Genomic DNA, 22,925 nt, shown 5'->3' with positions numbered 1-22,925 from the left:
GCTGACAGATGCCTCGCAGCCTGAAGAAGGGCCCGTTCGTCGACGACCACCTGCTCAAGAAGGTGGAAACGCAGAACGACAAGGGCACGAAGAACGTCATCAAGACCTGGTCGCGGCGCTCGACGATCATTCCCGACATGCTCGGGCACACGATCGCCGTGCACGACGGACGCAAGCACGTCCCCGTGTTCGTGACCGAGGCCATGGTCGGGCACAAGCTCGGCGAGTTCGCGCTGACCCGCACGTTCAAGGGTCACGAGAAGGACGACCGGAAGAGCCGCCGGCGCTGACGCCGCGGGCATACGGATAGAGGAACAAGGGGTTACAGCGATGCCAGGAAAGGGCGACGCTCCGGTGCTTCCGGGCGCGCGGGCGGTTGCGCGGCACGTGCGCATCTCGCCGATGAAGGCGCGCCGGGTGGTCAACCTCGTCCGCGGCCTGCCCGCGAAGGAGGCGCTCACGGTGCTGCAGTTCGCGCCGCAGGCTGCGAGCGAGCAGGTGTACAAGGTGCTCGCGAGCGCGATCGCCAACGCGGAGAACAACGAGCGGCTGGACCCCGATGCGCTGCTCGTCAGCGAGGCGTTCGTCGACGAGGGCCCGACGATGAAGCGGTTCCAGCCGCGGGCGCAGGGCCGCGCGTACCGGATCCGCAAGCGGACCTGCCACATCACCGTGGCGGTCGAGGCGGTGGCGCCGGCCGCGCCGAAGAAGTCGGCGAAGAAGGCCGCCCCGGCCACGCAGGCCGAGGCCGCTGAGGGGCAGAGCACGACGGAGGGTGCCGAGTAATGGGTCAGAAGGTTCACCCCACTGGGTTCCGGCTCGGCATCTCGACCGACTGGAAGTCCCGCTGGTTCGCGGACAAGCTCTACAAGGACTACATCGGCGAGGACGTCAAGATCCGCCGGATGATGTCCAAGGGCCTGGAGCGTGCCGGCATCTCCAAGGTCGACATCGAGCGCACCCGGGACCGGGTCCGCGTCGACATCCACACCGCCCGGCCGGGCATCGTCATCGGCCGTAAGGGTGCGGAGGCCGACCGGATCCGGGGCGAGCTGGAGAAGCTCACCGGCAAGCAGGTCCAGCTGAACATCATCGAGGTGAAGAGCCCCGAGTCGGACGCGCAGCTGGTCGCCCAGGGCGTCGCCGAGCAGCTGTCCAGCCGGGTCAGCTTCCGTCGGGCCATGCGCAAGGCGATGCAGTCGGCGATGAAGAACCCGGTCTGCAAGGGCATCCGGGTGCAGGTCTCGGGCCGTCTCGGCGGTGCCGAGATGAGCCGGACCGAGTTCTACCGGGAAGGCCGGGTTCCGCTGCACACGCTGCGGGCCAACATCGAGTACGGCTTCTTCGAGGCTCGTACCACCTTCGGCCGGATCGGCGTGAAGGTCTGGATCTACAAGGGCGACGCCGTCCCGGGCCGGGAGGCCCCGGCCGAGGCCGGCCCGTCCCGCCCGCGCCGTGACCGTGGCGACCGCCCCGAGCGGCCGCGCCGTGGCCGGTCGGGCTCGTCCGGCACGACCGCCGGCGGCACCGAGGCCGGCCGGGCTGCCGCGACCACCATCGCGCAGCAGGCCGAGACGCCGAGCGGAGAGCCGGTCGACAGCGGTGCTGTCGCCGCGGCCGCCACTCAGCCGGCAGAAACGCAGCAGGAGGGCTGACAGATGCTGATGCCGCGCAAGCCCCCGAAGGGCTTCCGCAAGCCGCACCACCCGGACCGCCACGGCGCGTCCAAGGGTGGTAACCGGGTGGTGTTCGGCGAGTTCGGGATCCAGGCTCTCGAGCCGGCGTACGTGACCAACCGCCAGATCGAGTCGGCGCGTATCGCGATGACCCGCCACATCAAGCGTGGTGGCAAGGTCTGGATCACGATCTTCCCGGACCAGGCTCTCACCAAGAAGCCGGCGGAAACCCGGATGGGTTCCGGTAAGGGTTCGCCCGAGTGGTGGGTCGCCAACGTCAAGCCCGGGCGGGTTCTCTTCGAGATGTCCTTCCCGAACGAGCAGATCGCGCGAGAGGCGATGCGTCGCGCGATCCACAAGCTCCCGATGAAGTGCCGCATTGTTACGCGCGAAGTGGGTGAATCCTGATGGCAGCGGGCGTCAATGCCTCCGAGCTGCGTGAGCTCTCCGAGGAGGAGCTGGTCACGAAGCTGCGTGAGGCGAAGGCGGAGCTGTTCAACCTCCGCGTGCAGGCCGCAACCGGGCAGCTGGACAACAACCGGCGGCTGCAGGTCATCCGTCGGGAGATCGCCCGGATCTACACGATCATGCGTGAGCGTGAGCTGGGTCTCTCGGCCGCGCCGACTGAGGTGACTGCATCATGAGTGAGAACACCACCACCACCGCCACCGCGCGGGCCCGCCGCAAGGTGCGTGAGGGCCTCGTGGTCAGCGACAAGATGGAAAAGACCGTCGTGGTCGAGGTCGAGGACCGGGTCAAGCACGCGCTGTACGGCAAGATCATGCGCCGGACCAGCAAGCTGAAGGTGCACGACGAGCAGAACTCGGCCGGCATCGGCGACCGGGTCCTGATCATGGAGACCCGGCCGCTCTCCGCCACCAAGCGGTGGCGGCTCGTGGAGATCCTCGAGAAGGCCAAGTAGCGAAGGCTCGAGCTCGGCCGGTATCGGTCGGGCGCAGGTTCCGCCAGGCTCCGGCCGCCCGCGCGGCGGCCGGAGAACCGGCAGACATAGGAGATAGACGTGATTCAGCAGGAGTCGCGACTGCGCGTCGCCGACAACACGGGTGCCCGGGAGATCCTGTGCATCCGGGTTCTCGGTGGCTCCGGTCGGCGCTACGCGAGCATCGGCGACGTCATCGTGGCCACGGTCAAGGACGCGATCCCCGGTGCCGGTGTGAAGAAGGGCGACGTCGTCAAGGCCGTCGTTGTTCGCACCGCCAAGGAGAAGCGGCGGCCGGACGGCTCGTACATCCGCTTCGACGAGAACGCCGCCGTCATCATCAAGGACGGTGGGGACCCGCGCGGTACCCGTATCTTCGGCCCGGTCGGTCGGGAGCTGCGGGACAAGCGGTTCATGAAGATCATTTCCCTCGCGCCGGAGGTGTTGTGACCGTGAAGGTCAAGAAGGGCGACTCGGTCGTCGTCATCGCCGGCAAGGACAAGGGTGCCAAGGGCAAGGTCATCGCGGCCTACCCGCGGCAGGACAAGGTCCTGGTCGAGGGCGTGAACCGGGTCAAGAAGCACACCCGCATCAGCACCACCCAGCGTGGCGCCAAGACCGGTGGCATCGTCACCCAGGAGGCCCCGATCCACGTCTCGAACGTGATGGTCCTGGACTCCGACGGCAAGCCGACCCGCGTCGGTTACCGGATCGACGACAACGGCCAGAAGGTCCGCATCGCGCGTAGCACCGGTAAGGACCTGTGATGACCACGGCTACCGAAACCAAGACCATGCCGCGCCTCAAGGAGCGGTACCGCAGCGAGATCGCGGCCGAGCTGCAGAAGCAGTACAACTACGGCAACCCGATGCAGGTGCCGCGGCTGGTCAAGATTGTCGTCAACATGGGTGTCGGCGAGGCCGCCCGGGACGCCAAGCTGATCGACGGCGCGGTCCGCGACCTGGCCACCATCACCGGCCAGAAGCCGCAGGTGCGGCGGGCGACCAAGTCCATCGCGCAGTTCAAGCTCCGTGAGGGCATGCCGATCGGCGCGAAGGTCACCCTGCGGGGCGACCGGATGTGGGAGTTCCTGGACCGGCTGCTGTCCATCGCGCTGCCGCGTATCCGCGACTTCCGCGGCCTGGACGGGCGCAAGCTCGACGGGCACGGCAACTACACGTTCGGTCTGACCGAGCAGTCGGTGTTCCACGAGATCGATCAGGACAAGATCGATCGCCAGCGGGGCATGGACATCACGGTGGTCACGACCGCCACGACCGACGACGAGGGCCGGGCGCTGCTCAAGCTCCTGGGCTTCCCGTTCAAGGAGAACTGAGATGGCCAAGAAGGCGCTGATCATCAAGGCGGCCGCGAAGCCGAAGTTCTCGGTTCGCGCCTACACCCGCTGCCAGCGGTGCGGGCGTCCGAAGGCGGTCTACCGCAAGTTCGGTCTCTGCCGGGTGTGCATCCGGGAGATGGCCCACCGCGGTGAGCTGCCCGGCGTGTCCAAGGCTTCCTGGTAATAGCCCGGCGCGCTTCGCGCGTCAGCTGAACTGTCTCTTCGCCGTAGGCCCCGGGCCTGGCTCGGGGAACCGCGGCGAGAAAGGTTGACGAATTTCATGACGATGACCGACCCGATCGCAGACATGCTCACGCGTCTGCGTAACGCCAACCAGGCGTACCACGACCGGGTGACGATGCCCTACTCGAAGATCAAGGCGAACATCGCCGAGGTCCTCAAGGCCGAGGGTTACATCGCCACCTGGTTGGTCGAGGAGCCCGAGGAGGGCGCCGTCGGCAAGCGACTGGTCGTCGAGCTGAAGTACGGCCAGAACCGCGAGCGGAGCCTGGCCGGCATCAAGCGCGTGTCCAAGCCCGGTCTCCGGGTTTACGCCAAGTCGGACGGGCTCCCGCGGGTGCTCGGCGGGCTGGGCGTGGCGATCATTTCGACGTCCCAGGGGCTGCTCACCGACCGGCAGGCCCGCAAGCGGAGCGTTGGCGGGGAAGTCCTCGCCTTCGTCTGGTAACGGGAGACAGGTAGAAATGTCGCGTATTGGACGTAAGTCGATCCCGGTGCCAGCCGGCGTCGATGTCACGATCGACGGCCAGACCGTCAAGGTCAAGGGCCCGAAGGGCGAGCTGCGCCACGTGCTGGCTGAGCCGATCACGGCGGAGCGGGGCGAGGACGGTGCGGTGCACGTCAACCGGCCGAACGACGAGCGCAAGGCCAAGGAGCTGCACGGCCTGAGCCGTACGCTGGTGGCCAACATGATCGTCGGGGTGACCGAGGGCTACCGCAAGAGCCTGGAGATCGCCGGTACCGGTTACCGCGTGACCGCCAAGGGCAAGGACCTGGAGTTCGCTCTCGGGTTCTCGCACCCGGTGGTCGTCGTGGCGCCGGAGGGCATCACCTTCACGGTCGAGAGGCCGACGCTGTTCCACGTGGCCGGCATCGACAAGCAGCAGGTCGGCGAGATTGCCGCCAACATCCGGAAGATCCGCCCGCCGGAGCCCTACAAGGGCAAGGGCGTGAAGTACCAGGGCGAGGTCATCCGCCGCAAGGCTGGAAAGGCAGGTAAGAAGTGAGCGCCACGCTGCTCAAGCGCCGCCGCGGCGTCGCCGCCAAGCGTGCCGTCGGGCGTGCGCGTCGGCACTTCCGGGTCCGCAAGAACATCAGCGGCACCACCGAGCGTCCCCGCTTGGTCGTCACCCGCTCGCTGCGGCACATCGTCGCCCAGATCGTGGACGACACCAAGGGGCACACCCTGGCGTCGGCCTCGACCATGGACGCCTCGCTGCGCGGTGCCGAGGGCGACAAGAGCGCCCTGGCCGGCAAGGTCGGCGCCCTGCTCGCCGAGCGGGCCAAGGCCGCCGGCGTCTCGAAGGTCGTCTTCGACCGCGGTGGCAACCGGTACGCGGGGCGGGTCGCCGCGCTTGCCGACGCCGCCCGCGAAGCCGGGCTCGAGTTCTAGAAACCCCGTCACGAGAGAGAAGGAAGGCTGCTGATGCCAGGTCAACAGCGCCGTGGCGGCGGGTCCGGTGGCAACGAGGGTGGTCGCCGCGACAACCGCCGTGAGGGCGGCCGCGGAAACGCGCCCGTCGAGAAGACCCCGCACCTTGAGCGGGTCGTCGCGATCAACCGCGTCGCCAAGGTCGTGAAGGGTGGTCGTCGCTTCAGCTTCACCGCCCTGGTGATCGTGGGCGACGGCGACGGCACCGTCGGCGTGGGCTACGGAAAGGCCAAGGAGGTGCCCGCGGCGATCGCCAAGGGCGTCGAGGAGGCCAAGAAGCACTTCTTCAAGGTGCCGCGGATCGGCGCCTCGATCCCGCACCCGGTGCAGGGCGAGGACGCGGCCGGCGTGGTGCTGCTCAAGCCGGCCTCGGCCGGTACGGGCGTCATCGCCGGTGGTCCGGTGCGTGCCGTCCTGGAGTGCGCGGGCATCCACGACGTGCTCTCCAAGAGCCTCGGCTCGTCCAACCCGATCAACATCGTGCACGCCACGGTGGCGGCCCTGAAGGCGCTGGAGTCGCCGGAGGCGGTCGCGGCCCGTCGTGGCCTGCCGGTCGAGGACGTGGCGCCGGCCGCGATGCTGGCGTCCCGGGCGGGGGTGGCGTCCTGATGGCACGCCTGAAGGTCACCCAGATCCGTTCCGAGATCGGGGGCAAGAAGAACCAGCGTGACTCGCTGCGTTCGCTCGGTCTCAAGCGGATCAACGACGTGGTGGTCAAGGAGGACCGGCCGGAGATCCGTGGCATGATCTTCACGGTCAACCACCTCGTGAAGGTCGAGGAGGTCGAGTAATGACGATCAAGGTCCACCACCTGCGCCCGGCGCCGGGGGCCAAGACCGACAAGACCCGTGTGGGTCGCGGTGAGGGCTCCAAGGGCAAGACCGCCGGTCGCGGTACCAAGGGTTCGAAGGCCCGGAAGAACATCTCTCCGGCGTTCGAGGGTGGGCAGATGCCCATCCACATGCGCCTGCCGAAGATGAAGGGCTTCCGGAACAAGTTCAAGGTCGTCTTCCAGGTTGTCAACCTGGACCGGCTCGCCGAGCTCTTCCCGAACGGCGGCCAGGTCGGCCCGATCGAGCTGGTCGAGGCCGGCGCGGTCCGCAAGGGCCAGCCGATCAAGGTGCTCGGCACCGGCGACCTCGGCGGCGTGGCTCTCCAGGTGTCGGCGCACGCGTTCAGCGCGTCGGCCAAGGAGAAGATCACCGCTGCCGGTGGCTCCGTCACCGAGCTGTAGGGCACGGTCCGCGGCGCCCGCTCAGTCGTCAGAGGCTGGGCGGGCGCCGCGGTATCCCCGGCGGATGTGCGCCGGGTAACATCGGATTCGTTTTATGTAGCCGGGCACATCTGCCCGGACCGGGATCGGGCTGTTAGAGTCCCTTCCCAGCTATGGATATCGGGCATCCGGCCCGGCACCCACCCACCCCGCCAGGGATCATCACCGGCGGCCGCCTCGCGCAGGAGGAAGAAGTTGCTGTCCGCCTTTCTCAGTGCGTTCCGAACGCCTGACCTGCGCAAGAAGCTGCTGTTCACAGTAGGCATCATCGCGGTCTACCGACTGGGCGCCACGCTGCCCAGCCCGGGTGTGTCGTACGGCAACGTGCAGAAGTGTCTCGACGCCATCCAGGGCGGCGGGACCGGTGTGCTGAACCTGCTGGATCTCTTCTCCGGCGGTGCGCTGCTGCAGCTCTCGGTCTTCGCGCTGGGCATCATGCCCTACATCACCGCGTCGATCATCCTGCAGCTGCTGACGGTGGTCATCCCGCGGCTGGAGCAGCTCCGCAAGGAGGGCCAGGCCGGCCAGGCGAAGATCACCCAGTACACCCGGTACCTGACCCTGGGTCTCGGCATCCTGCAGTCCTCCGCGTTCGTGGCGCTGGCCCGCTCCGGGCAGCTCTTCCAGAACCGCTGCGACCAGTGGCCGATCGTCCCCCGGGGCACCGGCATCCCGGACTGGCTGACCCTGGGCATCCTGGTCATGACCATGACCGCCGGTACCGGTATGGTGATGTGGCTCGGTGAGCTGATCACCGACCGCGGCGTCGGCAACGGCATGTCCGTCCTGATCTTCACCTCCATCGCGGCTCGGCTCCCCAGCGAGGGCTGGAAGATCAAGACCACCAAGGGCTGGGGGATGTTCCTCCTCGTCATCGCCCTGGTCCTGCTGGTCATCACCGCGGTCACCTTCATCGAGCAGGCCCAGCGCCGGATTCCGGTGCAATACGCCAAGCGCATGATCGGCCGGCGGATGTACGGCGGCACCTCCACCTACATCCCGCTGAAGGTCAACCAGGCCGGTGTGATCCCGGTCATCTTCGCCTCGTCGCTGCTCTACCTGCCGCAGCTCGCGCTCCAGTTCTTCGACCAGAACAACCCGGGCAAGACCCAGGCCTGGATCCAGAACCACATCGTGAAGGCGAGCGCGCCGGAGCACATCGCGGTCTACTTCCTGCTGATCATCTTCTTCACGTACTTCTACGTGTCGATCACGTTCAACCCGACCGAGGTCGCGGACAACATGAAGAAGTACGGCGGCTTCGTGCCGGGCATCCGCCCCGGCAAGCCGACCGCCGAGTACCTCGACTTCATCCTCAGCCGGATCACCCTGCCGGGTGCGCTCTACCTGGGCATCATCGCGATCCTGCCGAACTTCTTCTTCATCTGGCTCGACAACCAGCAGTTCCAGAACTTCCCGTTCGGCGGCACCGCCGTGCTGATCATGGTCGGCGTCGGTCTGGAGACCGTGAAGCAGATCGAGAGCCAGCTCATGCAGCGGAACTACGAAGGGTTCCTGCGGTAGATGCGACTCGTTCTGGTTGGCCCGCCGGGCGCGGGCAAGGGCACACAGGCGGAGTTCATCGCGGCCCACCTGTCGGTGCCGAAGATCTCGACCGGAGACATCTTCCGGGCGAACGTCTCCCAGGGCACGCCGCTGGGGGTCGAGGCCAAGCGATACATGGACGCCGGCAAGCTGGTCCCGGACGAGGTCACCATCAACATGGTGCGGGACCGGCTCGCCGAGCCGGACGCCGGTGAGGGCTTCCTCCTCGACGGCTTCCCGCGTACCACGCCGCAGGCCGTCGCGCTGGACAAGCTCCTCGCCGACCTCGGCACCGCCCTGGACCTGGTGCTGGAGCTGGTCGTCGACGACGACGAGGTGATCCGGCGGCTCTCCGGCCGGCGGACCTGCCGGGGCTGCGGCAAGATCTGGCACGTCGAGTTCGACGCCACCACCCGGGACGGCGTCTGCGACCGCTGTGGTGGCGAGCTGTTCCAGCGGGACGACGACAAGCCGGAGACCATCGCGGCGCGGCTCCGGGAGTACGCCGAGAAGACCGCGCCGCTGGTCGACTACTACGGCGCCCAGGGCAAGCTCGTCGGCATCGACGCGACCGGGCCGGTGGAGGACGTCACCGTCCGCGCCATCGACGCCCTGCGGTCGTACGGCGGCTGACGTCGCGCCGGGCCTCCGGCGGATAGAGTGCGAACAGCGGGGTACGTCCGACGTGCCCCGCTGGTCCGTGCGACGAAAGGTAACGCCTCCATGCGTCGTCCCCAGCTGGACATCCAGCTGAAGACCCCCGACCAGATCGAGCTGATGCGAGCTGCCGGTCTGGTGGTCGCCCGTGCGCTGCGGCTGATGCGGGAGGCGGTCGCCCCCGGTGTGAGCACCGCTGACCTGGACGCGATCGCCGAGGCCACCATCCGCGAGGCGGGCGCGGTCCCGTCGTTCAAGGGCTACCACGGCTACCCGGCGTCGATCTGCTCCTCCGTGAACGAGCAGGTGGTGCACGCCATCCCGTCGCCGAAGCAGGTGCTCCAGGAGGGTGACCTGATCTCGATCGACTGCGGGGCGGTGCTGAACGGGTGGCACGGGGACGCCGCCATCACCGTCGGCGTCGGCGAGACCGACCCCGCCCTGCTCAAGATGGCCTCGGCCGCCGAGGACGCGATGTGGGCCGGGATCGCCGCCGCCGCCCGCGGTGGGGCCAGTCGGAAGGGCCGGCTCACCGACATCTCGCACGCGGTGGAGCACGCGGTCCGCAAGGCGGGCCGGTACGGCATCGTCGACGGGTACGGCGGGCACGGCATCGGCACCGAGATGCACCAGGACCCGCACGTGCTCAACCACGGCCGCCCGGGCAAGGGGCCCCGGCTGGTGCCGGGCATGGCGCTGGCCATCGAGCCGATGATCACGATGGGTTCGCCGCGTACCGTCGAGTTGGCCGACGGTTGGACGGTGGTGACCCGGGACGGGTCGATGGCGGTGCACGTCGAGCACTCGATGGCGCTGCTGGACGACGGCGTGTGGGTGCTGACCGCCGAGGACGGCGGCCGGGCGCGCCTCGGCGAGCTGGTCACCTCCCGGCAGCCGGCGGACTCTCCGGCGGTCTGACGGTGGGGAACCGGCCCCTTGGCGGCCGGTGGCGTGCCGGTGGCATGCTGGCCCCCATGGAAGGGCGGGACAGTATGCGGGCGGCCGACGTCGACCGGCAGGCGACGGCGGACCGGCTCCGGGTGGCCCTGGAGGAGGGCCGACTCGATCTGCACGAGTACGACGAGCGGCTGGGCCGGGCGTACGGCGCGAAGACGTACGCCGAGCTGGACGAGGTCGTGGCGGACCTGCCCGGAGTGGCGGCGGCCGAGCGCTCGGCCGTGGTGCCCGCACCGGCGGCGCCCGGCCCGGTCCGGGACGGCGAGGCGGATGTCGTCGAGCCCGAGCGCCGGTCCTCGCTGCTCGGGATCTGGTCGCCGTGGCTGCGGGTCGCCGGGATCCTCACCGCGATCTGGCTGATCTCGTCGATCGGCTACGGGCATGTCATCTACTACTGGCCGGCTTGGGCGATCGGGCCGTGGGGAGTGCTCCTGCTGCTGCGGACGGTGGGCGTGCACGACGGCGAGGAGCGGCGGCGCCGGGACCGGCGGGAGCGGCGGGAGCGGCGGCGCGGCCACTGATCGCCGCGCTGTGGCCAGCATCACAGCGCCTCGGCCGGGCGTGGCGGGTTTTCCCCCGGCCGGGGATCGCATGGGTGGTCGGTTTGGCGACCGCGTGCGGGCGGGCGTACACTTTCTGATCGGCGCACAGCGTCCACTCCTGCATGCCCACCCAGCGCTTCGGTGGGACTGGGAGCCGCGGCTGGCGCGGGTTTCCTGATCTTGATCAGTTCTCCCGTGTAAGGCGTTGTGGGCCGTCCGGAGCAACCGACGTCAGGACAGCGGAGGACATGCCGAAAAAAGACGGAGCCATCGAAATCGAGGGTCGGGTCATCGAGCCTCTGCCGAACGCCATGTTCCGGGTGGAACTCGCGAACGGCCACAAGGTGCTGGCTCACATCAGCGGCAAGATGCGGCAGCACTACATCCGCATCCTGCCGGAGGACCGGGTCGTCGTCGAACTCTCGCCGTACGACCTGACCCGCGGGCGCATCGTCTACCGCTACAAGTAAGCCTGACGGCGGCCGGGGCATCCCGTGTCCGTCTTCGACGTCCGGCGTCGCGCACCGTCGCGTCTCCGGGCCCAGATGGGAAAGTAAGGCAACCGTGAAGGTCAAGCCGAGCGTCAAGAGGATCTGCAACAAGTGCCGGGTGATCCGCCGGCACGGCCGGGTCATGGTTATCTGTTCGGACCCGCGCCACAAGCAGCGCCAGGGCTGAACCAGTCCCACCGGTCGTGACGGCCGGTCGGATCGGCCCGGGTCGCAGATCCCGACAGCACTGCATCAGCTCGTCCCAGCCGCGAACGGTACGCATCGCGTACTCCCTCGTGGTTGACCCCCGGTCGGAGGCCGGGGCCCGCTCGGGCAGCGACCGATCCCGGTCGCCGGCGCGGAACGCGTCGGAAGGACGGGACGGTCGGTAGCGGGGTGGGATGGGTCCACACCTCCGCCACAACATCACGAGGAGTACGCCCGCACATGGCACGTCTAGTCGGCGTGGATCTCCCCCGCGAGAAGCGGATGGAGATCGCGCTCACCTACATCTTCGGGCTCGGTCGCACCCGCGCCCTGGAGACGCTCGCCGCCACCGGCATCTCGCCGGACAAGCGCGCTCGGGACCTCACGGATGAGGAGCTGGTCCAGCTCCGTAATCACATCGAGGCCAACTACAAGGTTGAAGGCGACCTGCGCCGCGAGGTCGCCGCTGACATCCGCCGCAAGGTCGAGATCGGCTGCTACGCCGGCATCCGGCACCGCCGGGGCCTGCCCGTGCGTGGCCAGCGGACCAAGACCAACGCGCGGACCCGGAAGGGCCCGAAGCGGACCGTCGCCGGCAAGAAGAAGCCCGGCAAGAAGTAGTTCTTAAACCGGAATTCTGGTCGTTCTCCGCCCAGGTGGGCCGGGCTCCAGTCGGAGTCGGTGTCCACGGAGGCAGCGGGGTGACGGGCCGGAACCGATCGAGAACCGAAACAGGAGCGCGAAAGACTTATGCCACCGAAGGCTCGTGCCGGAGCCGCAGTCAAGAAGGTCCGGCGCAAGGAACGCAAGAACGTCGCCCACGGGCAGGCGCACATCAAGAGCACCTTCAACAACACCATCGTGTCCATCACGGACCCGACCGGTGCGGTCATCTCCTGGGCCTCCGCGGGCCAGGTCGGCTTCAAGGGCTCGCGCAAGTCGACCCCGTTCGCCGCGCAGCTGGCCGCCGAGGCCGCCGCGCGCCGGGCCATGGATCACGGCATGCGCAAGGTCGACGTGTTCGTCAAGGGCCCCGGCTCCGGCCGGGAGACCGCCATCCGTTCGCTGCAGGCCGTCGGGCTGGAGGTCGGGCAGATCTCCGACGTCACCCCGCAGCCGCACAACGGATGCCGTCCGCCGAAGCGTCGCCGGGTCTGAGAGGTTAGAGAGAGATGGCTCGTTACACCGGTGCTGACTGCCGCCGTTGCCGGCGGGAGAAGATGAAGCTGTTCCTCAAGGGCAGCAAGTGCGATGGCCCGAAGTGCCCGTTCGAGTCCCGGCCGTTCCCGCCCGGACAGCACGGCCGCGGCCGCACCAAGGAGACGGAGTACCTGCTCCAGCTCCGTGAGAAGCAGAAGGCTCGCCGGGTCTACGGCGTGCTGGAGAAGCAGTTCCGCGGTTACTACGAGGAGGCCGTGGGCAAGCCGGGTAAGACCGGTGAGGTCCTCCTGCAGATCCTCGAGTCTCGGCTGGACAACGTGGTCTACCGGGCTGGCTACGCCAAGTCCCGGGACATGGCCCGTCAGCTGGTCAAGCACGGTCACCTCACGGTGAACGGCAAGAAGGTCGACATCCCGTCGTACCGGGTCAAGGAGCACGACATCGTCGAGGTGCGTGCGAAGAGCAAGGAACTCACCCCGTTCCTGGTGGCGCAGGGTGAGGCCGGCTCGCGGACCGTCCCGGCGTGGCTGGAGGCCATCCCGAGCCAGCTGAAGATCCTCGTGCACTCGCTCCCGGCCCGTCAGGTGATCGACACCCAGGTCCAGGAGCAGCTGATCGTCGAGCTTTACTCGAAGTAAGGCTCGTTGCGGTGGCCCGCCCTCCGGGGCGGGTCACCGGAACAGTTTGTGTCGTGGGCGTCATATAGCGGGCGCCCCGGAAGAAAAGAGAAAAGATGCTCATCAGCCAGCGACCGTCCCTCTCCGAAGAGTCGATCAACGAGACCCGGTCCCGGTTCACCATCGAGCCGCTGGAGCCGGGCTTCGGCTACACCCTGGGCAACTCGCTGCGGCGTACGCTGCTGTCGTCCATCCCGGGTGCGGCTGTCACCTCGATCAAGATCGACGGCGTGCTGCACGAGTTCACCACGATCCCCGGCGTCAAGGAGGACGTGGTCGAGCTCGTCATGAACATCAAGGAGCTGTGCGTCAGCTCCGAGCACGATGAGCCGGTCAGCATGTACCTGCGTAAGCAGGGCCCGGGCGACGTGACCGCCGGTGACATCCAGCCCCCGGCCGGTGTCTCGGTGCACAACCCGGACCTGAAGCTCGCCACCCTGAACGGCAAGGGCCGGCTCGACATGGAGCTGACCGTCGAGCGGGGCCGGGGCTACGTCACGGCGGCGCAGAACAAGCAGGCGGGCGCGGAGATCGGCCGGATCCCGGTCGACTCGATCTACTCGCCGGTGCTCAAGGTGACGTACCGCGTCGAGGCGACCCGCGTCGAGCAGCGGACCGACTTCGACCGGCTGATCATCGACGTCGAGACCAAGCCGTCGATGGGCCCGCGTACCGCGCTGGCCTCGGCCGGTTCGACGCTGGTGGAGCTGTTCGGGCTGGCCCGGGAGCTGGACGAGACCGCCGAGGGCATCGACATCGGGCCGTCCCCGCAGGACGCCCAGCTGGCGGCGGACCTGGCTCTGCCGATCGAGGAGCTGGACCTCACCGTCCGCTCCTACAACTGCCTCAAGCGCGAGGGCATCAACTCCGTTGGTGAGCTGATCGGGCGTACCGAGGCGGACCTCCTCGACATCCGGAACTTCGGTCAGAAGTCGATCGACGAGGTCAAGATGAAGCTCGCCGGGATGGGCCTGGGGCTGAAGGACTCGGCTCCGAACTTCGACCCGGCGCACGTCGTGGACGCCTTCGGCGAAGCCGACTACGACACCGACGACTACCGCGAGACCGAGCAGCTCTAAGTCCGGCTGCCGCCACATCTGAGGAGCACCAACAATGCCCACGCCCACCAAGGGCCCCCGCCTCGGCGGCAGCCCCGCGCACGAGCGGCTGATGCTGGCCAACCTGGCCACCTCGCTGTTCCAGCACGGCAAGATCCAGACCACCGAGACGAAGGCCCGGCGGCTGCGTCCGCTGGCCGAGCAGCTGATCACCAAGGCCAAGCGCGGCGACCTCGCCTCGCGTCGGCGGGTGCTGGCCGTCGTCAAGGACAAGGACGTGGTCTACAGCCTGTTCGACCAGATCGCGCCCCGGTACGCCAACCGCAACGGTGGCTACACCCGGATCGTGAAGACCGGCCCGCGCAAGGGTGACGCCGCTCCGATGGCGATCATCGAGCTGGTGGAGGAGCTTCAGGTCGCCGAGCCGAAGGCGAACAAGAAGACCGCCGCCCGCAAGGCCGCGCAGCAGGACAAGGTCGAGGCCCTGGCCCCGGCCGAGGAGACCCCGGCCCCGGCCGACCAGGACTCCGAGGCGCCGATCTCCGCCGCCGGCGACACCGCCCAGGCGCGCGAGGACGACGACGAGGCCAACGAGAACAAGGCCTGAGCTGAGGCAGATCGTCGGGCCCGGTACCCCTTCGTGGGGTGCCGGGCCCGACGGCGTGAACGGGAGGTACGAGGTGGACGAGCGAATCCGGCTGCGGCTGGACGTCTCGTACGACGGCACCGACTTCTCCGGCTGGGCGGCCCAGCCCACCCGGCGTACCGTCGCCGGGGTGCTCGTCGAGGCGCTGGACCTGGTCCTCGGCGCGGGCACCGCGAGCGGGCTGACCGTGGCCGGCCGGACCGACGCCGGCGTGCACGCCACCGGTCAGGTCTGTCACCTCGACCTGCCGACCGAGGTCTGGCGGCAGCACGACGGGAGGCTGCTGCGCCGCCTGGCCCGGCTGCTCCCGCCCGACGTGCGGGTACGCGCGATGACCGAGGTGCCGGGCGACTTCGATGCTCGCTTCTCGGCCACCTTCCGCCGCTACGAGTACCGGGTCACCGACGCCCCCTGGGGCGCCGAGCCGCTGCGCCGGACGGACACCCTGGCCTGGCCGAGGCCGCTCGACCTGGCGGCGCTGAACGCCGCGGCGGCCGGCCTGGTGGGGGAGCACGACTTCGCCGCGTACTGCCGGCGCAAGGAGAACGCCACCACGCTGCGCGAGGTGACCCGGCTGGACTGGCGGCGGGACGCGGACGGCATCCTGGTCGCCACGGTGCAGGCCGACGCGTTCTGCCAGAACATGGTGCGCAGCCTGGTCGGCGCGATGCTGGCCGCCGGGGAGGGCCGCCGGCCCGCCACCTGGCCGGCCGGCCTGCTGAGCCGGCGGGAACGGTCCAGTGAGGTCACCGTAGCCCCGGCGCACGGGCTGGCCCTGGTCGAGGTCGGCTACCCGGCGGACCCCGCGGAGTACGCCCGCCGGGCGGCGCTCACCCGCCAGCTGCGCGTGCCGGTCGCGGAGGGCTGACCGCGACCGGCACCGGTCTCCTCCGCGTGGGACGGTCGGAGCGCCGGTGCCGGTCGACGGGCCAGCAGAGTGCCTCGCGCCGTCCGCCGTGGACGACGTGGACCGCGTCTCGTCGTCAGTTTCCGGACGAGTTCCGGCCGTTGGTGGCGGACTGGCTGGCGGTGCTCTCCGTCGGGCTCGCGGTGGGCTGGCTGGCCACCCCACCGTTCGCCCGGCGTTCCAGCACGCCACGGTTCAGGTAGGACTCGATCATGTCGTACAGGATCTCGCGGGTCTTGGCGTCGGAGGAGCTGATCTGTTCCCCGTCGGCGCGGGTGACCAGGCAGTAGGCGATGTAGTGGCCGCGTACCTGCCAGCCGACCCGGGCGGCGGCCGTGGTCACCGCGTCGGTGCCGTCGCCGGCGGACAGGCCCTGGAACCGGCCCTGTCGGTCGTCGAGCAGCTGCCGGATCCGGTCCCGGGCCCGCTGGGCGCTGGCCGCGTCGGTGAGGTTGAACAACCCGGCGGTGAGCAGGTGATCCCCGTCGGGGGAGCGGAGGGTGGCCCGGACCACCTGGTTGCAGCCGAGCCGGGCCAGCAGGTCGCCGATCTCGCCGGTCGCCGCAGCCGTGCAGTCGGTGCCGGCCTGGGTCTTCAGCACCTGGTAGGCCGGCCTGCCGTCGTCGGCCACCAGCTGCTTGTTGGGGAAGACCTCCTTGACGGTGAGCGCCGACTGGTCGGTGTCCCGGGAGTCGATGTCGTGCCCGTTGGCCGCGGCGGACTGCTCGACCACGGGCTGGTCGCTCGGCAGCGCGGCCGGCGGGGTACTGGTCTTGTCTTCGAGCAGGGTGGCGACGGCCAACCCGCCGAGCGCGAGCAGCACCAGTACGGCGGTGCCGCCGATCAGCACCTGCCAGGCCCGACCGCCGCTGCGTCTGCGTCCGGCACGGCCCGGTTCGAAGTCGTCCGGCGGGTCGGTCGCCCGCAGGAGTGGATTCGGGGACTCCGACACGGGGGGCACCGAAACCGGAGGCGGCTCGGTGGCGGCCGGGGGTGTCGGGGCCGGCGCGGACATCGGAGGCGGCGGCGGGACGTCCGACCGGGGCCTGGCCGGGGCGACTGCCGGTCGGGGCGGCTCCGGGGTGACCTCGACGGGTCGGGTGTGCCGGACCGGTGGCGGCAGCGACGGTGTGGGGAAGCGGGACGGCGAGGGCCCCGCGGGCGGTGCCGCCGGTGTGCCGGGCGCGGACGGGTACGACCCGGGCCTCGGATGATCCAGGAAGGCGTCCTCATCGGACTCGTACCGATACACCATGTGGGTTACAGTAGGGCCGATTGTCCCTTTAGGGGGTAATATCGGGAAATTCCAGCGGAGTGGCGTCGCGCATTTTTGAGTGCGCCGACGTCGGCCCCGTGCCGCTCGCCGCGGCGACGCCCCGCTTCCGGCTCGGTGCGGCGAAGCCCGACCTCCGGGCCGGTGCGACAATTCCGGGCGTGACCGGCGACCACTACTTCACCGCTGAACCCGCGACCGCCGCCCAGCCGCGCGAGGTCGAGTTCTCCGTCGCCGGGCGGGACTTCACCCTCGCCTCGGCCGCCGGCGTCTTCTCCGCCGACCGCCTCGATTCCGGCACGGCGGTGCTGCTGCGCAAGGGCGAGCTGCCGACAGCCGACGCCACCGGCCCGATGCTCGACGTCGGCTGCGGCTTCGGGCCGATCACCTGCGTACTCGCCACCTGCGCGCCGTCCGCCACCGTCTGGGCGGTCGACGTCAACGAACGGGCCCGCGACCTCACCGCCGGGAACGCCGCCCGGGTGGGGGCCGCCGACCGGGTCCGGGTGGTCGCGCCGGACGACGTACCGGCCGATGTTCGCTTCGCGCAGATCTGGTCGAACCCGCCCATCCGGATCGGCAAGGCCGAGCTGCACGAGCTGCTGCTGCGTTGGCTGCCCCGGCTCGCCCCGGCCGGGGTGGCCTGGCTGGTCGTGGCCCGGCACCTCGGCGGGGACTCGCTGCACCGCTGGCTGGTCGAGCAGGGCTGGCAGGTGGAACGGCACGCCAGCCAGAAGGGGTACCGAGTGCTGCGGGTCACCCGGTAATCGAGTGTCGCCCGCCCCGGCCCCTCGGGCAGGATGCCCGCGTGGGTTACGTGGACGTGGCAGCGGTCGGGCACATCCTCCCGGACGGCCGGGAGCTCTTCACGGAGGTGTCGTTCCGGGTCGGCGAGGGCGCCAAGGTGGCGTTGGTCGGGCCGAACGGCGCCGGCAAGACCACGCTGCTGCGGATGGTCGCCGGTGACCTGGCGGTGAAGACCGGAGCGATCGCCCGCGCCGGCGGACTCGGCGTGATGCGGCAGTTCATCGGCATGATCGGGGACGACTCCACGCTCGCCGACCTGGCGCTCGAGCTCGCCCCACCGGCGCTGCGCGACGCCGGCCGCCGCCTCGCCGAGACCGAGGCGGCCATGCGGGCGGCCGAGGTCCGCGGCAAGTACAGCACCGCCGCCGGCAAGGCCCAGCTCGCGTACGCGGACGCGCTGGCCGCCTGGGGCGAGATCGGCGGGTACGACGCCGAGGTGCTCTTCGACACCGTCGCCACCATCGTCCTCGACCTGCCCTGGGACGCCGCCCGGGAACGACCGGTCCGGACCCTCTCCGGCGGCCAGCAGAAGCGCTTCGCCCTCGAACTGCTGCTCCGCGGGCCCGACGAGGTGCTCCTCCTCGACGAGCCGGACAACTTCCTCGACGTGCCCGGCAAGCGCTGGCTGGAGGCCCGGCTGCGCGAGTCCGGCAAGTCGGTGCTCTACGTGTCGCACGACCGGGAGCTGCTGGCCCAGACCGCCGACCGGGTGGTCGCCGTCGAGGGCGGCAGCGCCTGGGTGCATCCGGGCGGCTTCGCGAGCTGGCACGAGGCGCGGGTGGCCCGGCACGCCCGCCTCGACGAGCTGCGCAAACGCTGGGACGAGGAACACCAGAAGCTGCGCGAGCTGATGCTGATGTACAAGCAGAAGGCCGCGTACAACTCCGACATGGCGTCGCGGTACCAGTCGGCGCAGACCCGGTTACGCAAGTTCGAGGAGGCCGGGCCGCCGCCCGTACCCCCGAAGGACCAGGACATCCGGATGCGGCTGACCGGCGGGCGGACCGGCAAGCGCGCGGTCATCGCCGAGCAGCTCGAGCTCGACGGCCTGACCTATCCCTTCGACCTGGAACTCTGGTACGGCGACCGGGTCGCCGTGCTCGGCGCGAACGGGACCGGCAAGTCGCACTTCCTCCGCCTGCTGGCCCGCGGCGGCACCGACCCGGAGCCGGCCAACACCCCGGTCGACGGCGCGGCGGCCCTCGCACCCGTCGCCCACGACGGGGTGGTACGCCTCGGCGCCCGGGTCCGGCCCGGCCACTTCTCGCAGACCCACGACCGTCCGGAGCTGATGGAGAAGGCGCTGGTCGACATCCTGTGGCGGGGCGACGAGCACCGGGCCGGCATGGACCGGCACGCGGCGATGGCGGCGCTGTCCCGGTACGAGCTGGCCGGGCAGGGCGATCAGCGCTTCGGTACCCTCTCCGGCGGGCAGCAGGCGCGTTTCCTGGTGCTGCTGCTGGAGCTCTCCGGCGCGACCCTGCTGCTGCTCGACGAGCCGACCGACAACCTCGACCTGGCCTCCGCCGAGGCGCTCGAGACGGGGTTGGCCGCGTTCGACGGGACGGTGATCGCGGTCACCCACGACCGGTGGTTCACCCGGTCCTTCGACCGGTTCGTGCTGTTCGGAGGCGACGGCGAGGTGGTCGAGACCCCCGAGCCGGTCTGGGACGTCGGGTGATCGAGGACGCTCTGGTCCGGCGGCTCCGCGCGGTCGACGGGGTGGTCGCGGTGCGCTCGGCGGCAGCCGTCGGGAACGATTCACCGCGCCGGTCCGTCGGCGTTCCAGCCCGACCGGTGGTGGGGCGCTGCGCCGCATAGGGTGATCTCGTGACTGAGATGACCTACCGCCGGCTGGGCGACTCCGGGCTCGTGGTGTCCGTGGTCGGCATCGGCTGCAACAACTTCGGCCGCAAGCTCGACCTCGACGGCACCCGGGCGGTGGTCGACACCGCGCTCGACGCCGGGATCAACTTCTTCGACACCGCCGACATCTACGGTGAACCGCAGGGCAGCTCCGAGGAGCTGCTCGGGCAGGCGCTCAAGGGTCGCCGGGACGACGTGGTGGTCGCCACCAAGTTCGGCATGGACATGCACGGCCTGAACGGGCCGGACCACGGTGCCCGGGGCGCCCGACGGTACATCGCCCGGGCGGTCGAGGCGTCGCTGCGCCGGCTCGGCACCGACCACATCGACCTGTACCAGCTGCACGAACCGGACCCGGGCACTCCGATCGACGAGACGCTCGCCGCACTGGACGACCTGGTCACCGCCGGAAAGGTCCGTTACCTCGGCAACTCGAACTTCGCCGGCTGGCAGATCGCCGACGCCGACTGGACCGCCTCCTCCCAGGGCCGCACCCGGTTCATCTCCGCGCAGAACCACTACAGCCTGCTGGAACGGTCCGTGGAGGCCGAGGTCATCCCCGCCTGCGAGCGGTTCGGCCTGGGCATGCTGCCGTTCTTCCCGCTGGCCAACGGCCTGCTCACCGGCAAGTACCACCGGGACGAGGCGCCGCCCGCCGGCAGCCGACTCTCCGGCGGTGGCCGCTACGCCGAACGGCTCGCCGCCGCGGACTGGGACACCATCGAGAAGATCGAGGGGTACGCGGCCGAGCGGGGGCTCACCATGCTCCAGGTGGCCATCGGCGGGCTCGCCGCCCGGCTGGCGGTGACCTCGGTGATCGCGGGTGCCACCACGCCCGAGCAGGTACGCGCCAACGCCGAGGCGGGCACCTGGCAGCCCACCGACGAGGACCTCGACGCCATCGACGCCATCCTCTGACCGCACCCAGCCTCGCCGCCCCGGCCCTCCGTGCGCCGGGCTCTCGCTGCCCCGGCACCGTCTCGACGGGTGCCGGGGCAGCGTGCTTTCCGTGGCGCTGCTCCGACGGCTCCGGGCGGGGCCCGCAACATGGCCCAGGTGAGCTGTCCGCCGACGGCGGCGCTGCCCGGGAACGGCAGGGAGGACAGCCGGCGGGGGACGCGGGGCTGAGGGCATCCAGACAGCATGGCGTGACCGGAGCGGTGCCCGCTGCCAGCGCCCTCCACAGGTGACGGTGGGTGGGAGAAGTGTCACCCCGCCCTTGGCGGATCCGCGGCGCGCGTCGTACGGTTGGCCGCAAGTGACCCACGGGAGCCCGGTGTACCGGGCTGAGAGGGGGGCTGCAGCCCCCGACCGTCGAACCTGATCCGGGTAATGCCGGCGCAGGGAGGAGTGTTGCCGTGCCGTCCCTGGGACGACTGCATCTGATCACCGACACCCGGCCGGGATGCGACCCGCTCGCCGTGCTGCGCGCCGCCCTGCCGGTCGCCCGCGCCGAACTGGTCGTCCAGGTCCGGGTCGCGGACGACGCGACCGACCGCGAGGCGTACGACCTGGCCCACCGGGTGGTCGCGCTGTGCCGGCCGTACGGGGCGACCTGCCTGGTCAACGACCGGCTGCACGTGGCGCTCGCGGTGGACGCGGCCGGCGGCCACGTCGGCGCCGAGGACCTGCCCGTGCCGGCCGCCCGCCGGGTGCTCGGCCGCGCCGCCGTGCTCGGCGTCACCGCGCGGGAGCCGCTCGGCGCCGCCGAGGCGGTCGCCGCCGGGGCCAGTTACCTGGGCGTGGGTCCCTGCCACGCCACCGCCACCAAGGCCGGGCTGCCCGACCCGATCGGCCCCGACGGGGTACGCGCCGTCGTCGAGGCGGTGGACGTGCCGGTGATTGCGATCGGCGGGGTGACCGCCGCGCGCGTGCCGGCGCTGCGGGCCGCCGGGGCGTACGGGGTGGCGGTGGTCGGCGCGCTTTCCCAAACCGCCGACCCGGCCCGGGCCACCGCCGAGCTGCTCGGGGCGCTGACGTGTTAACAGGGAGCCCTTCCTCTACCGGAGGCGTTAACGGGGGGCCCTTCCTTGCTGACGTCGGCGTGGTGGGGGCGGGACCGGTCGGGCTGGCGATCGCGTGGCGGTGCGCGCAGCGCGGGCTGCGGGTGATCGTCCACGATCCGGCGCCGGGTTCCGGGGCGTCCCACGTGGCGGCCGGGATGCTGGCGCCGGTGGCCGAGGCGTACTTCGGGGAACACGAGCTGACCGGGCTGCTCACCGAGTCCGCCGCCCGCTGGCCGGCCTTCGCCGCCGAGCTGACCGAGGCCGCCGGCACCGATGTCGGGTATCGCACCGAGGGCACGCTGGTGGTCGGGCTGACCGCCGACGACCTGGCCGAGGCGCGCCGGCTCTGGGCGTACCAGCAGGGGTTGGGGTTGCCGATCACGCCGCTGCGCCCGTCGGCGCTGCGGGACCGGGAGCCGGCGCTGGCGACCCGGGTGCGCGGCGGCGCGGTCGCCCCCGGCGACCACCAGGTCGACCCGCGCCGGCTGCTGCCCGCGCTGCGGACGGCGGCCGAGCGGGCCGGCGTCGTGCTGCGCCCCGCCCCGGTCGCCCGGCTCTCCGACGTGGACGCCCAGGTCATCGTGATCGCCGCGGGCTGCGGCGCGGCGGCGCTCACCGGGCTGCCGGTTCGGCCGGTGAAGGGGCAGGCGCTGCGGCTCCGCGCGCCCGGTTGCGGCACACCGGGCTTCCGGCACGTGATCCGGGGGTACGCCGACGGCGAGTCGGTCTACCTGGTGCCCCGGGACGGCGGCGAGGTGGTGGTCGGGGCGACCGTCGAGGAGCGCGCCGACACCGAGGTGACCGCCGGTGCGGTGCTCCGACTGCTGCGCGCCGCCGTCGAGCTGGTCCCCGAGCTGGCCGAGTACGACCTGGTGGAGGCGTCCGCCGGGCTGCGCCCCGGTACGCCGGACAACGCGCCGATCATCGGGCCGCTGCCCGGCCGGCCGGGCGTGCTCGCCGCCACCGGCCACCACCGGCACGGCATCGTGCTCACCCCGGTCACCGCCGACCTGGTCACCGAGCTGATCGTCACCGGTGAGCCGGACCGGCTGCTCGCCCCGTTCTGCCCGGCCCGGTTCGCCGCCGTCGACCCGTCGTCCGCCCCCGACCGGGATCAGGCCCGCCCCGACCGGGAGCGGCCCCGCCCCGACCGGGACCAGATCGGACCGACTCGGGACCGGGCGGCCCGGGCCGGGAGTTGACCGCACCCACCATCGAGGAGGCG

The 22,925-nt window shown here is 70.6% G+C and carries 35 protein-coding genes and 1 riboswitch; of the genes, 34 read left to right on the top strand and 1 reads right to left on the bottom strand.

Annotated features, from left to right (window positions below; genetic code table 11):
* Nucleotides 1-8 precede the first annotated feature (8 nt).
* The 28 genes from rpsS to truA all read left to right on the top strand — a co-directional run bounded on the left by rpsS (nt 9) and on the right by truA (nt 15,709).
* Nucleotides 9-290 carry a 30S ribosomal protein S19 gene (gene rpsS / locus ACIRG9_RS17460; protein ID WP_358069119.1) on the top strand — a complete coding sequence of 94 codons (282 nt, stop codon included), beginning with the start codon at nt 9-11 and terminating at the stop codon, nt 288-290.
* Nucleotides 291-330: 40 nt separating this feature from the next.
* On the top strand, nt 331-786 hold the full coding sequence (rplV, locus tag ACIRG9_RS17455) for a 50S ribosomal protein L22 (RefSeq protein ID WP_402856561.1): 456 nt from the start codon (nt 331-333) through the stop codon (nt 784-786).
* Nucleotides 786-1,655, top strand: coding sequence for a 30S ribosomal protein S3 (gene rpsC / locus ACIRG9_RS17450; protein WP_402856558.1), 870 nt, complete (start codon nt 786-788; stop codon nt 1,653-1,655). The genes rplV and rpsC overlap by 1 nt, the downstream gene beginning before the upstream one ends.
* Nucleotides 1,656-1,658: 3 nt before the next feature.
* The gene (rplP, locus tag ACIRG9_RS17445; protein WP_073834927.1) at nt 1,659-2,084 is read left to right on the top strand and encodes a 50S ribosomal protein L16; all 426 of its coding nucleotides are present in this window, start codon (nt 1,659-1,661) and stop codon (nt 2,082-2,084) included.
* Entirely contained in the window at nt 2,084-2,320 is a 237-nt protein-coding gene (rpmC, locus tag ACIRG9_RS17440) for a 50S ribosomal protein L29 (protein ID WP_357852547.1), read from the top strand. Before rplP ends, rpmC begins: the two co-directional genes overlap by 1 nt.
* Nucleotides 2,317-2,598, top strand: coding sequence for a 30S ribosomal protein S17 (gene rpsQ / locus ACIRG9_RS17435; protein WP_402856553.1), 282 nt, complete (start codon nt 2,317-2,319; stop codon nt 2,596-2,598). The genes rpmC and rpsQ overlap by 4 nt, the downstream gene beginning before the upstream one ends.
* Nucleotides 2,599-2,697: 99 nt before the next feature.
* Nucleotides 2,698-3,066: a 50S ribosomal protein L14 gene (gene rplN, locus ACIRG9_RS17430; protein ID WP_007073026.1), complete on the top strand. Its 369-nt coding sequence runs from the start codon at nt 2,698-2,700 to the stop codon at nt 3,064-3,066.
* Complete coding sequence (gene rplX, locus ACIRG9_RS17425; protein WP_402856550.1) at nt 3,063-3,383, top strand: 50S ribosomal protein L24; 321 nt, start codon at nt 3,063-3,065, stop codon at nt 3,381-3,383. Before rplN ends, rplX begins: the two co-directional genes overlap by 4 nt.
* The gene (gene rplE / locus ACIRG9_RS17420) at nt 3,383-3,952 is read left to right on the top strand and encodes a 50S ribosomal protein L5 (protein WP_402856547.1); all 570 of its coding nucleotides are present in this window, start codon (nt 3,383-3,385) and stop codon (nt 3,950-3,952) included. Before rplX ends, rplE begins: the two co-directional genes overlap by 1 nt.
* Before the next feature lies 1 nt (nt 3,953).
* Complete coding sequence (locus ACIRG9_RS17415) at nt 3,954-4,139, top strand: type Z 30S ribosomal protein S14 (RefSeq protein ID WP_007465272.1); 186 nt, start codon at nt 3,954-3,956, stop codon at nt 4,137-4,139.
* A gap of 96 nt (nt 4,140-4,235) precedes the next feature.
* Complete coding sequence (gene rpsH, locus ACIRG9_RS17410) at nt 4,236-4,643, top strand: 30S ribosomal protein S8 (protein WP_067301438.1); 408 nt, start codon at nt 4,236-4,238, stop codon at nt 4,641-4,643.
* Nucleotides 4,644-4,659: 16 nt separating this feature from the next.
* Nucleotides 4,660-5,202, top strand: coding sequence for a 50S ribosomal protein L6 (rplF, locus tag ACIRG9_RS17405; protein ID WP_402856543.1), 543 nt, complete (start codon nt 4,660-4,662; stop codon nt 5,200-5,202).
* Nucleotides 5,199-5,588, top strand: coding sequence for a 50S ribosomal protein L18 (gene rplR / locus ACIRG9_RS17400; protein ID WP_091198281.1), 390 nt, complete (start codon nt 5,199-5,201; stop codon nt 5,586-5,588). Before rplF ends, rplR begins: the two co-directional genes overlap by 4 nt.
* 33 nt (nt 5,589-5,621) lie before the next feature.
* On the top strand, nt 5,622-6,236 hold the full coding sequence (rpsE, locus tag ACIRG9_RS17395) for a 30S ribosomal protein S5 (RefSeq protein ID WP_073834922.1): 615 nt from the start codon (nt 5,622-5,624) through the stop codon (nt 6,234-6,236).
* Nucleotides 6,236-6,418, top strand: a complete 183-nt coding sequence (gene rpmD / locus ACIRG9_RS17390) for a 50S ribosomal protein L30 (RefSeq protein ID WP_402856540.1) — start codon at nt 6,236-6,238, stop codon at nt 6,416-6,418. The genes rpsE and rpmD overlap by 1 nt, the downstream gene beginning before the upstream one ends.
* Entirely contained in the window at nt 6,418-6,861 is a 444-nt protein-coding gene (gene rplO / locus ACIRG9_RS17385; RefSeq protein WP_402856537.1) for a 50S ribosomal protein L15, read from the top strand. The genes rpmD and rplO overlap by 1 nt, the downstream gene beginning before the upstream one ends.
* A 234-nt stretch (nt 6,862-7,095) precedes the next feature.
* Complete coding sequence (secY, locus tag ACIRG9_RS17380; protein WP_402856534.1) at nt 7,096-8,424, top strand: preprotein translocase subunit SecY; 1,329 nt, start codon at nt 7,096-7,098, stop codon at nt 8,422-8,424.
* Nucleotides 8,425-9,078, top strand: coding sequence for an adenylate kinase (locus tag ACIRG9_RS17375; protein ID WP_402856531.1), 654 nt, complete (start codon nt 8,425-8,427; stop codon nt 9,076-9,078).
* Between the two features lie 90 nt (nt 9,079-9,168).
* The gene (gene map, locus ACIRG9_RS17370) at nt 9,169-10,020 is read left to right on the top strand and encodes a type I methionyl aminopeptidase (RefSeq protein WP_402856529.1); all 852 of its coding nucleotides are present in this window, start codon (nt 9,169-9,171) and stop codon (nt 10,018-10,020) included.
* A gap of 56 nt (nt 10,021-10,076) precedes the next feature.
* Nucleotides 10,077-10,580 carry a DUF1707 domain-containing protein gene (locus ACIRG9_RS17365; RefSeq protein WP_402856526.1) on the top strand — a complete coding sequence of 168 codons (504 nt, stop codon included), beginning with the start codon at nt 10,077-10,079 and terminating at the stop codon, nt 10,578-10,580.
* 269 nt (nt 10,581-10,849) lie between these two features.
* Entirely contained in the window at nt 10,850-11,071 is a 222-nt protein-coding gene (gene infA / locus ACIRG9_RS17360; RefSeq protein WP_007073013.1) for a translation initiation factor IF-1, read from the top strand.
* Nucleotides 11,072-11,165: 94 nt separating this feature from the next.
* A complete protein-coding gene (gene rpmJ, locus ACIRG9_RS17355) occupies nt 11,166-11,279 on the top strand; it encodes a 50S ribosomal protein L36 (protein ID WP_043965539.1) in 114 nt (37 codons plus the stop codon).
* A gap of 260 nt (nt 11,280-11,539) precedes the next feature.
* Nucleotides 11,540-11,920 carry a 30S ribosomal protein S13 gene (gene rpsM, locus ACIRG9_RS17350; protein WP_402856522.1) on the top strand — a complete coding sequence of 127 codons (381 nt, stop codon included), beginning with the start codon at nt 11,540-11,542 and terminating at the stop codon, nt 11,918-11,920.
* Between the two features lie 129 nt (nt 11,921-12,049).
* Nucleotides 12,050-12,457, top strand: a complete 408-nt coding sequence (gene rpsK / locus ACIRG9_RS17345; protein ID WP_076466649.1) for a 30S ribosomal protein S11 — start codon at nt 12,050-12,052, stop codon at nt 12,455-12,457.
* Between the two features lie 14 nt (nt 12,458-12,471).
* Nucleotides 12,472-13,098: a 30S ribosomal protein S4 gene (gene rpsD, locus ACIRG9_RS17340; protein WP_402856519.1), complete on the top strand. Its 627-nt coding sequence runs from the start codon at nt 12,472-12,474 to the stop codon at nt 13,096-13,098.
* 95 nt (nt 13,099-13,193) lie between these two features.
* Complete coding sequence (locus ACIRG9_RS17335) at nt 13,194-14,216, top strand: DNA-directed RNA polymerase subunit alpha (protein ID WP_007073009.1); 1,023 nt, start codon at nt 13,194-13,196, stop codon at nt 14,214-14,216.
* 34 nt (nt 14,217-14,250) lie between these two features.
* A complete protein-coding gene (gene rplQ, locus ACIRG9_RS17330; protein ID WP_402856516.1) occupies nt 14,251-14,802 on the top strand; it encodes a 50S ribosomal protein L17 in 552 nt (183 codons plus the stop codon).
* Nucleotides 14,803-14,875: 73 nt separating this feature from the next.
* Nucleotides 14,876-15,709, top strand: coding sequence for a tRNA pseudouridine(38-40) synthase TruA (truA, locus tag ACIRG9_RS17325; RefSeq protein WP_402856513.1), 834 nt, complete (start codon nt 14,876-14,878; stop codon nt 15,707-15,709).
* Between the two features lie 115 nt (nt 15,710-15,824).
* Here truA and ACIRG9_RS17320 read toward each other — a convergent pair whose 3' ends face one another.
* The gene (locus ACIRG9_RS17320) at nt 15,825-16,700 is read right to left on the bottom strand and encodes a hypothetical protein (protein WP_402856510.1); all 876 of its coding nucleotides are present in this window, start codon (nt 16,698-16,700) and stop codon (nt 15,825-15,827) included.
* 28 nt (nt 16,701-16,728) lie between these two features.
* On the opposite strand from ACIRG9_RS17320, the gene ACIRG9_RS17315 reads away from it, so the two are divergent.
* The 6 genes from ACIRG9_RS17315 to thiO all read left to right on the top strand — a co-directional run bounded on the left by ACIRG9_RS17315 (nt 16,729) and on the right by thiO (nt 22,902).
* Nucleotides 16,729-16,962, top strand: coding sequence for a hypothetical protein (locus ACIRG9_RS17315; RefSeq protein WP_402856507.1), 234 nt, complete (start codon nt 16,729-16,731; stop codon nt 16,960-16,962).
* A gap of 220 nt (nt 16,963-17,182) precedes the next feature.
* Nucleotides 17,183-17,788 (top strand): class I SAM-dependent methyltransferase, encoded by a 606-nt coding sequence (locus ACIRG9_RS17310; protein ID WP_402856504.1) that lies wholly within the window; start codon nt 17,183-17,185, stop codon nt 17,786-17,788.
* A 41-nt stretch (nt 17,789-17,829) separates the two neighbouring features.
* Complete coding sequence (locus tag ACIRG9_RS17305) at nt 17,830-19,509, top strand: ABC-F family ATP-binding cassette domain-containing protein (protein WP_402856501.1); 1,680 nt, start codon at nt 17,830-17,832, stop codon at nt 19,507-19,509.
* Between the two features lie 158 nt (nt 19,510-19,667).
* On the top strand, nt 19,668-20,612 hold the full coding sequence (locus ACIRG9_RS17300) for an aldo/keto reductase (protein ID WP_402857107.1): 945 nt from the start codon (nt 19,668-19,670) through the stop codon (nt 20,610-20,612).
* 338 nt (nt 20,613-20,950) lie between these two features.
* Nucleotides 20,951-21,058: riboswitch (TPP riboswitch) on the top strand.
* The gene (gene thiE / locus ACIRG9_RS17295) at nt 21,053-21,679 is read left to right on the top strand and encodes a thiamine phosphate synthase (protein ID WP_402856498.1); all 627 of its coding nucleotides are present in this window, start codon (nt 21,053-21,055) and stop codon (nt 21,677-21,679) included. Its footprint overlaps the riboswitch before it by 6 nt.
* A complete protein-coding gene (gene thiO, locus ACIRG9_RS17290; protein ID WP_402856495.1) occupies nt 21,673-22,902 on the top strand; it encodes a glycine oxidase ThiO in 1,230 nt (409 codons plus the stop codon). Before thiE ends, thiO begins: the two co-directional genes overlap by 7 nt.
* The last annotated feature ends 23 nt before the right edge of the window (nt 22,903-22,925 follow it).

This window comes from Micromonospora sp. NPDC093277, assembly GCF_044765245.1.
Classification (GTDB): domain Bacteria; phylum Actinomycetota; class Actinomycetes; order Mycobacteriales; family Micromonosporaceae; genus Micromonospora.
Note: the sequence above shows the minus strand (reverse complement) of the source record. Positions and strands in the feature narration are given on the sequence as shown.

Excerpts from the sequence above, each read along its gene's own strand:
- rpsS (WP_358069119.1), top strand. The coding sequence starts at position 9 with ATGCCTCGCAGCCTGAAGAAGGGCCCGTTCGTCGACGACCACCTGCTC.
- rplV (WP_402856561.1), top strand. The coding sequence starts at position 331 with ATGCCAGGAAAGGGCGACGCTCCGGTGCTTCCGGGCGCGCGGGCGGTT.
- rpsC (WP_402856558.1), top strand. The coding sequence starts at position 786 with ATGGGTCAGAAGGTTCACCCCACTGGGTTCCGGCTCGGCATCTCGACC.
- rplP (WP_073834927.1), top strand. The coding sequence starts at position 1,659 with ATGCTGATGCCGCGCAAGCCCCCGAAGGGCTTCCGCAAGCCGCACCAC.
- rpmC (WP_357852547.1), top strand. The coding sequence starts at position 2,084 with ATGGCAGCGGGCGTCAATGCCTCCGAGCTGCGTGAGCTCTCCGAGGAG.
- rpsQ (WP_402856553.1), top strand. The coding sequence starts at position 2,317 with ATGAGTGAGAACACCACCACCACCGCCACCGCGCGGGCCCGCCGCAAG.
- rplE (WP_402856547.1), top strand. The coding sequence starts at position 3,383 with ATGACCACGGCTACCGAAACCAAGACCATGCCGCGCCTCAAGGAGCGG.
- ACIRG9_RS17415 (WP_007465272.1), top strand. The coding sequence starts at position 3,954 with ATGGCCAAGAAGGCGCTGATCATCAAGGCGGCCGCGAAGCCGAAGTTC.
- rpsH (WP_067301438.1), top strand. The coding sequence starts at position 4,236 with ATGACGATGACCGACCCGATCGCAGACATGCTCACGCGTCTGCGTAAC.
- rplF (WP_402856543.1), top strand. The coding sequence starts at position 4,660 with ATGTCGCGTATTGGACGTAAGTCGATCCCGGTGCCAGCCGGCGTCGAT.
- rpsE (WP_073834922.1), top strand. The coding sequence starts at position 5,622 with ATGCCAGGTCAACAGCGCCGTGGCGGCGGGTCCGGTGGCAACGAGGGT.
- rpmD (WP_402856540.1), top strand. The coding sequence starts at position 6,236 with ATGGCACGCCTGAAGGTCACCCAGATCCGTTCCGAGATCGGGGGCAAG.
- rplO (WP_402856537.1), top strand. The coding sequence starts at position 6,418 with ATGACGATCAAGGTCCACCACCTGCGCCCGGCGCCGGGGGCCAAGACC.
- ACIRG9_RS17375 (WP_402856531.1), top strand. The coding sequence starts at position 8,425 with ATGCGACTCGTTCTGGTTGGCCCGCCGGGCGCGGGCAAGGGCACACAG.
- map (WP_402856529.1), top strand. The coding sequence starts at position 9,169 with ATGCGTCGTCCCCAGCTGGACATCCAGCTGAAGACCCCCGACCAGATC.
- ACIRG9_RS17365 (WP_402856526.1), top strand. The coding sequence starts at position 10,077 with ATGGAAGGGCGGGACAGTATGCGGGCGGCCGACGTCGACCGGCAGGCG.
- infA (WP_007073013.1), top strand. The coding sequence starts at position 10,850 with ATGCCGAAAAAAGACGGAGCCATCGAAATCGAGGGTCGGGTCATCGAG.
- rpsM (WP_402856522.1), top strand. The coding sequence starts at position 11,540 with ATGGCACGTCTAGTCGGCGTGGATCTCCCCCGCGAGAAGCGGATGGAG.
- rpsK (WP_076466649.1), top strand. The coding sequence starts at position 12,050 with ATGCCACCGAAGGCTCGTGCCGGAGCCGCAGTCAAGAAGGTCCGGCGC.
- rpsD (WP_402856519.1), top strand. The coding sequence starts at position 12,472 with ATGGCTCGTTACACCGGTGCTGACTGCCGCCGTTGCCGGCGGGAGAAG.
- ACIRG9_RS17335 (WP_007073009.1), top strand. The coding sequence starts at position 13,194 with ATGCTCATCAGCCAGCGACCGTCCCTCTCCGAAGAGTCGATCAACGAG.
- rplQ (WP_402856516.1), top strand. The coding sequence starts at position 14,251 with ATGCCCACGCCCACCAAGGGCCCCCGCCTCGGCGGCAGCCCCGCGCAC.
- ACIRG9_RS17300 (WP_402857107.1), top strand. The coding sequence starts at position 19,668 with ATGACCTACCGCCGGCTGGGCGACTCCGGGCTCGTGGTGTCCGTGGTC.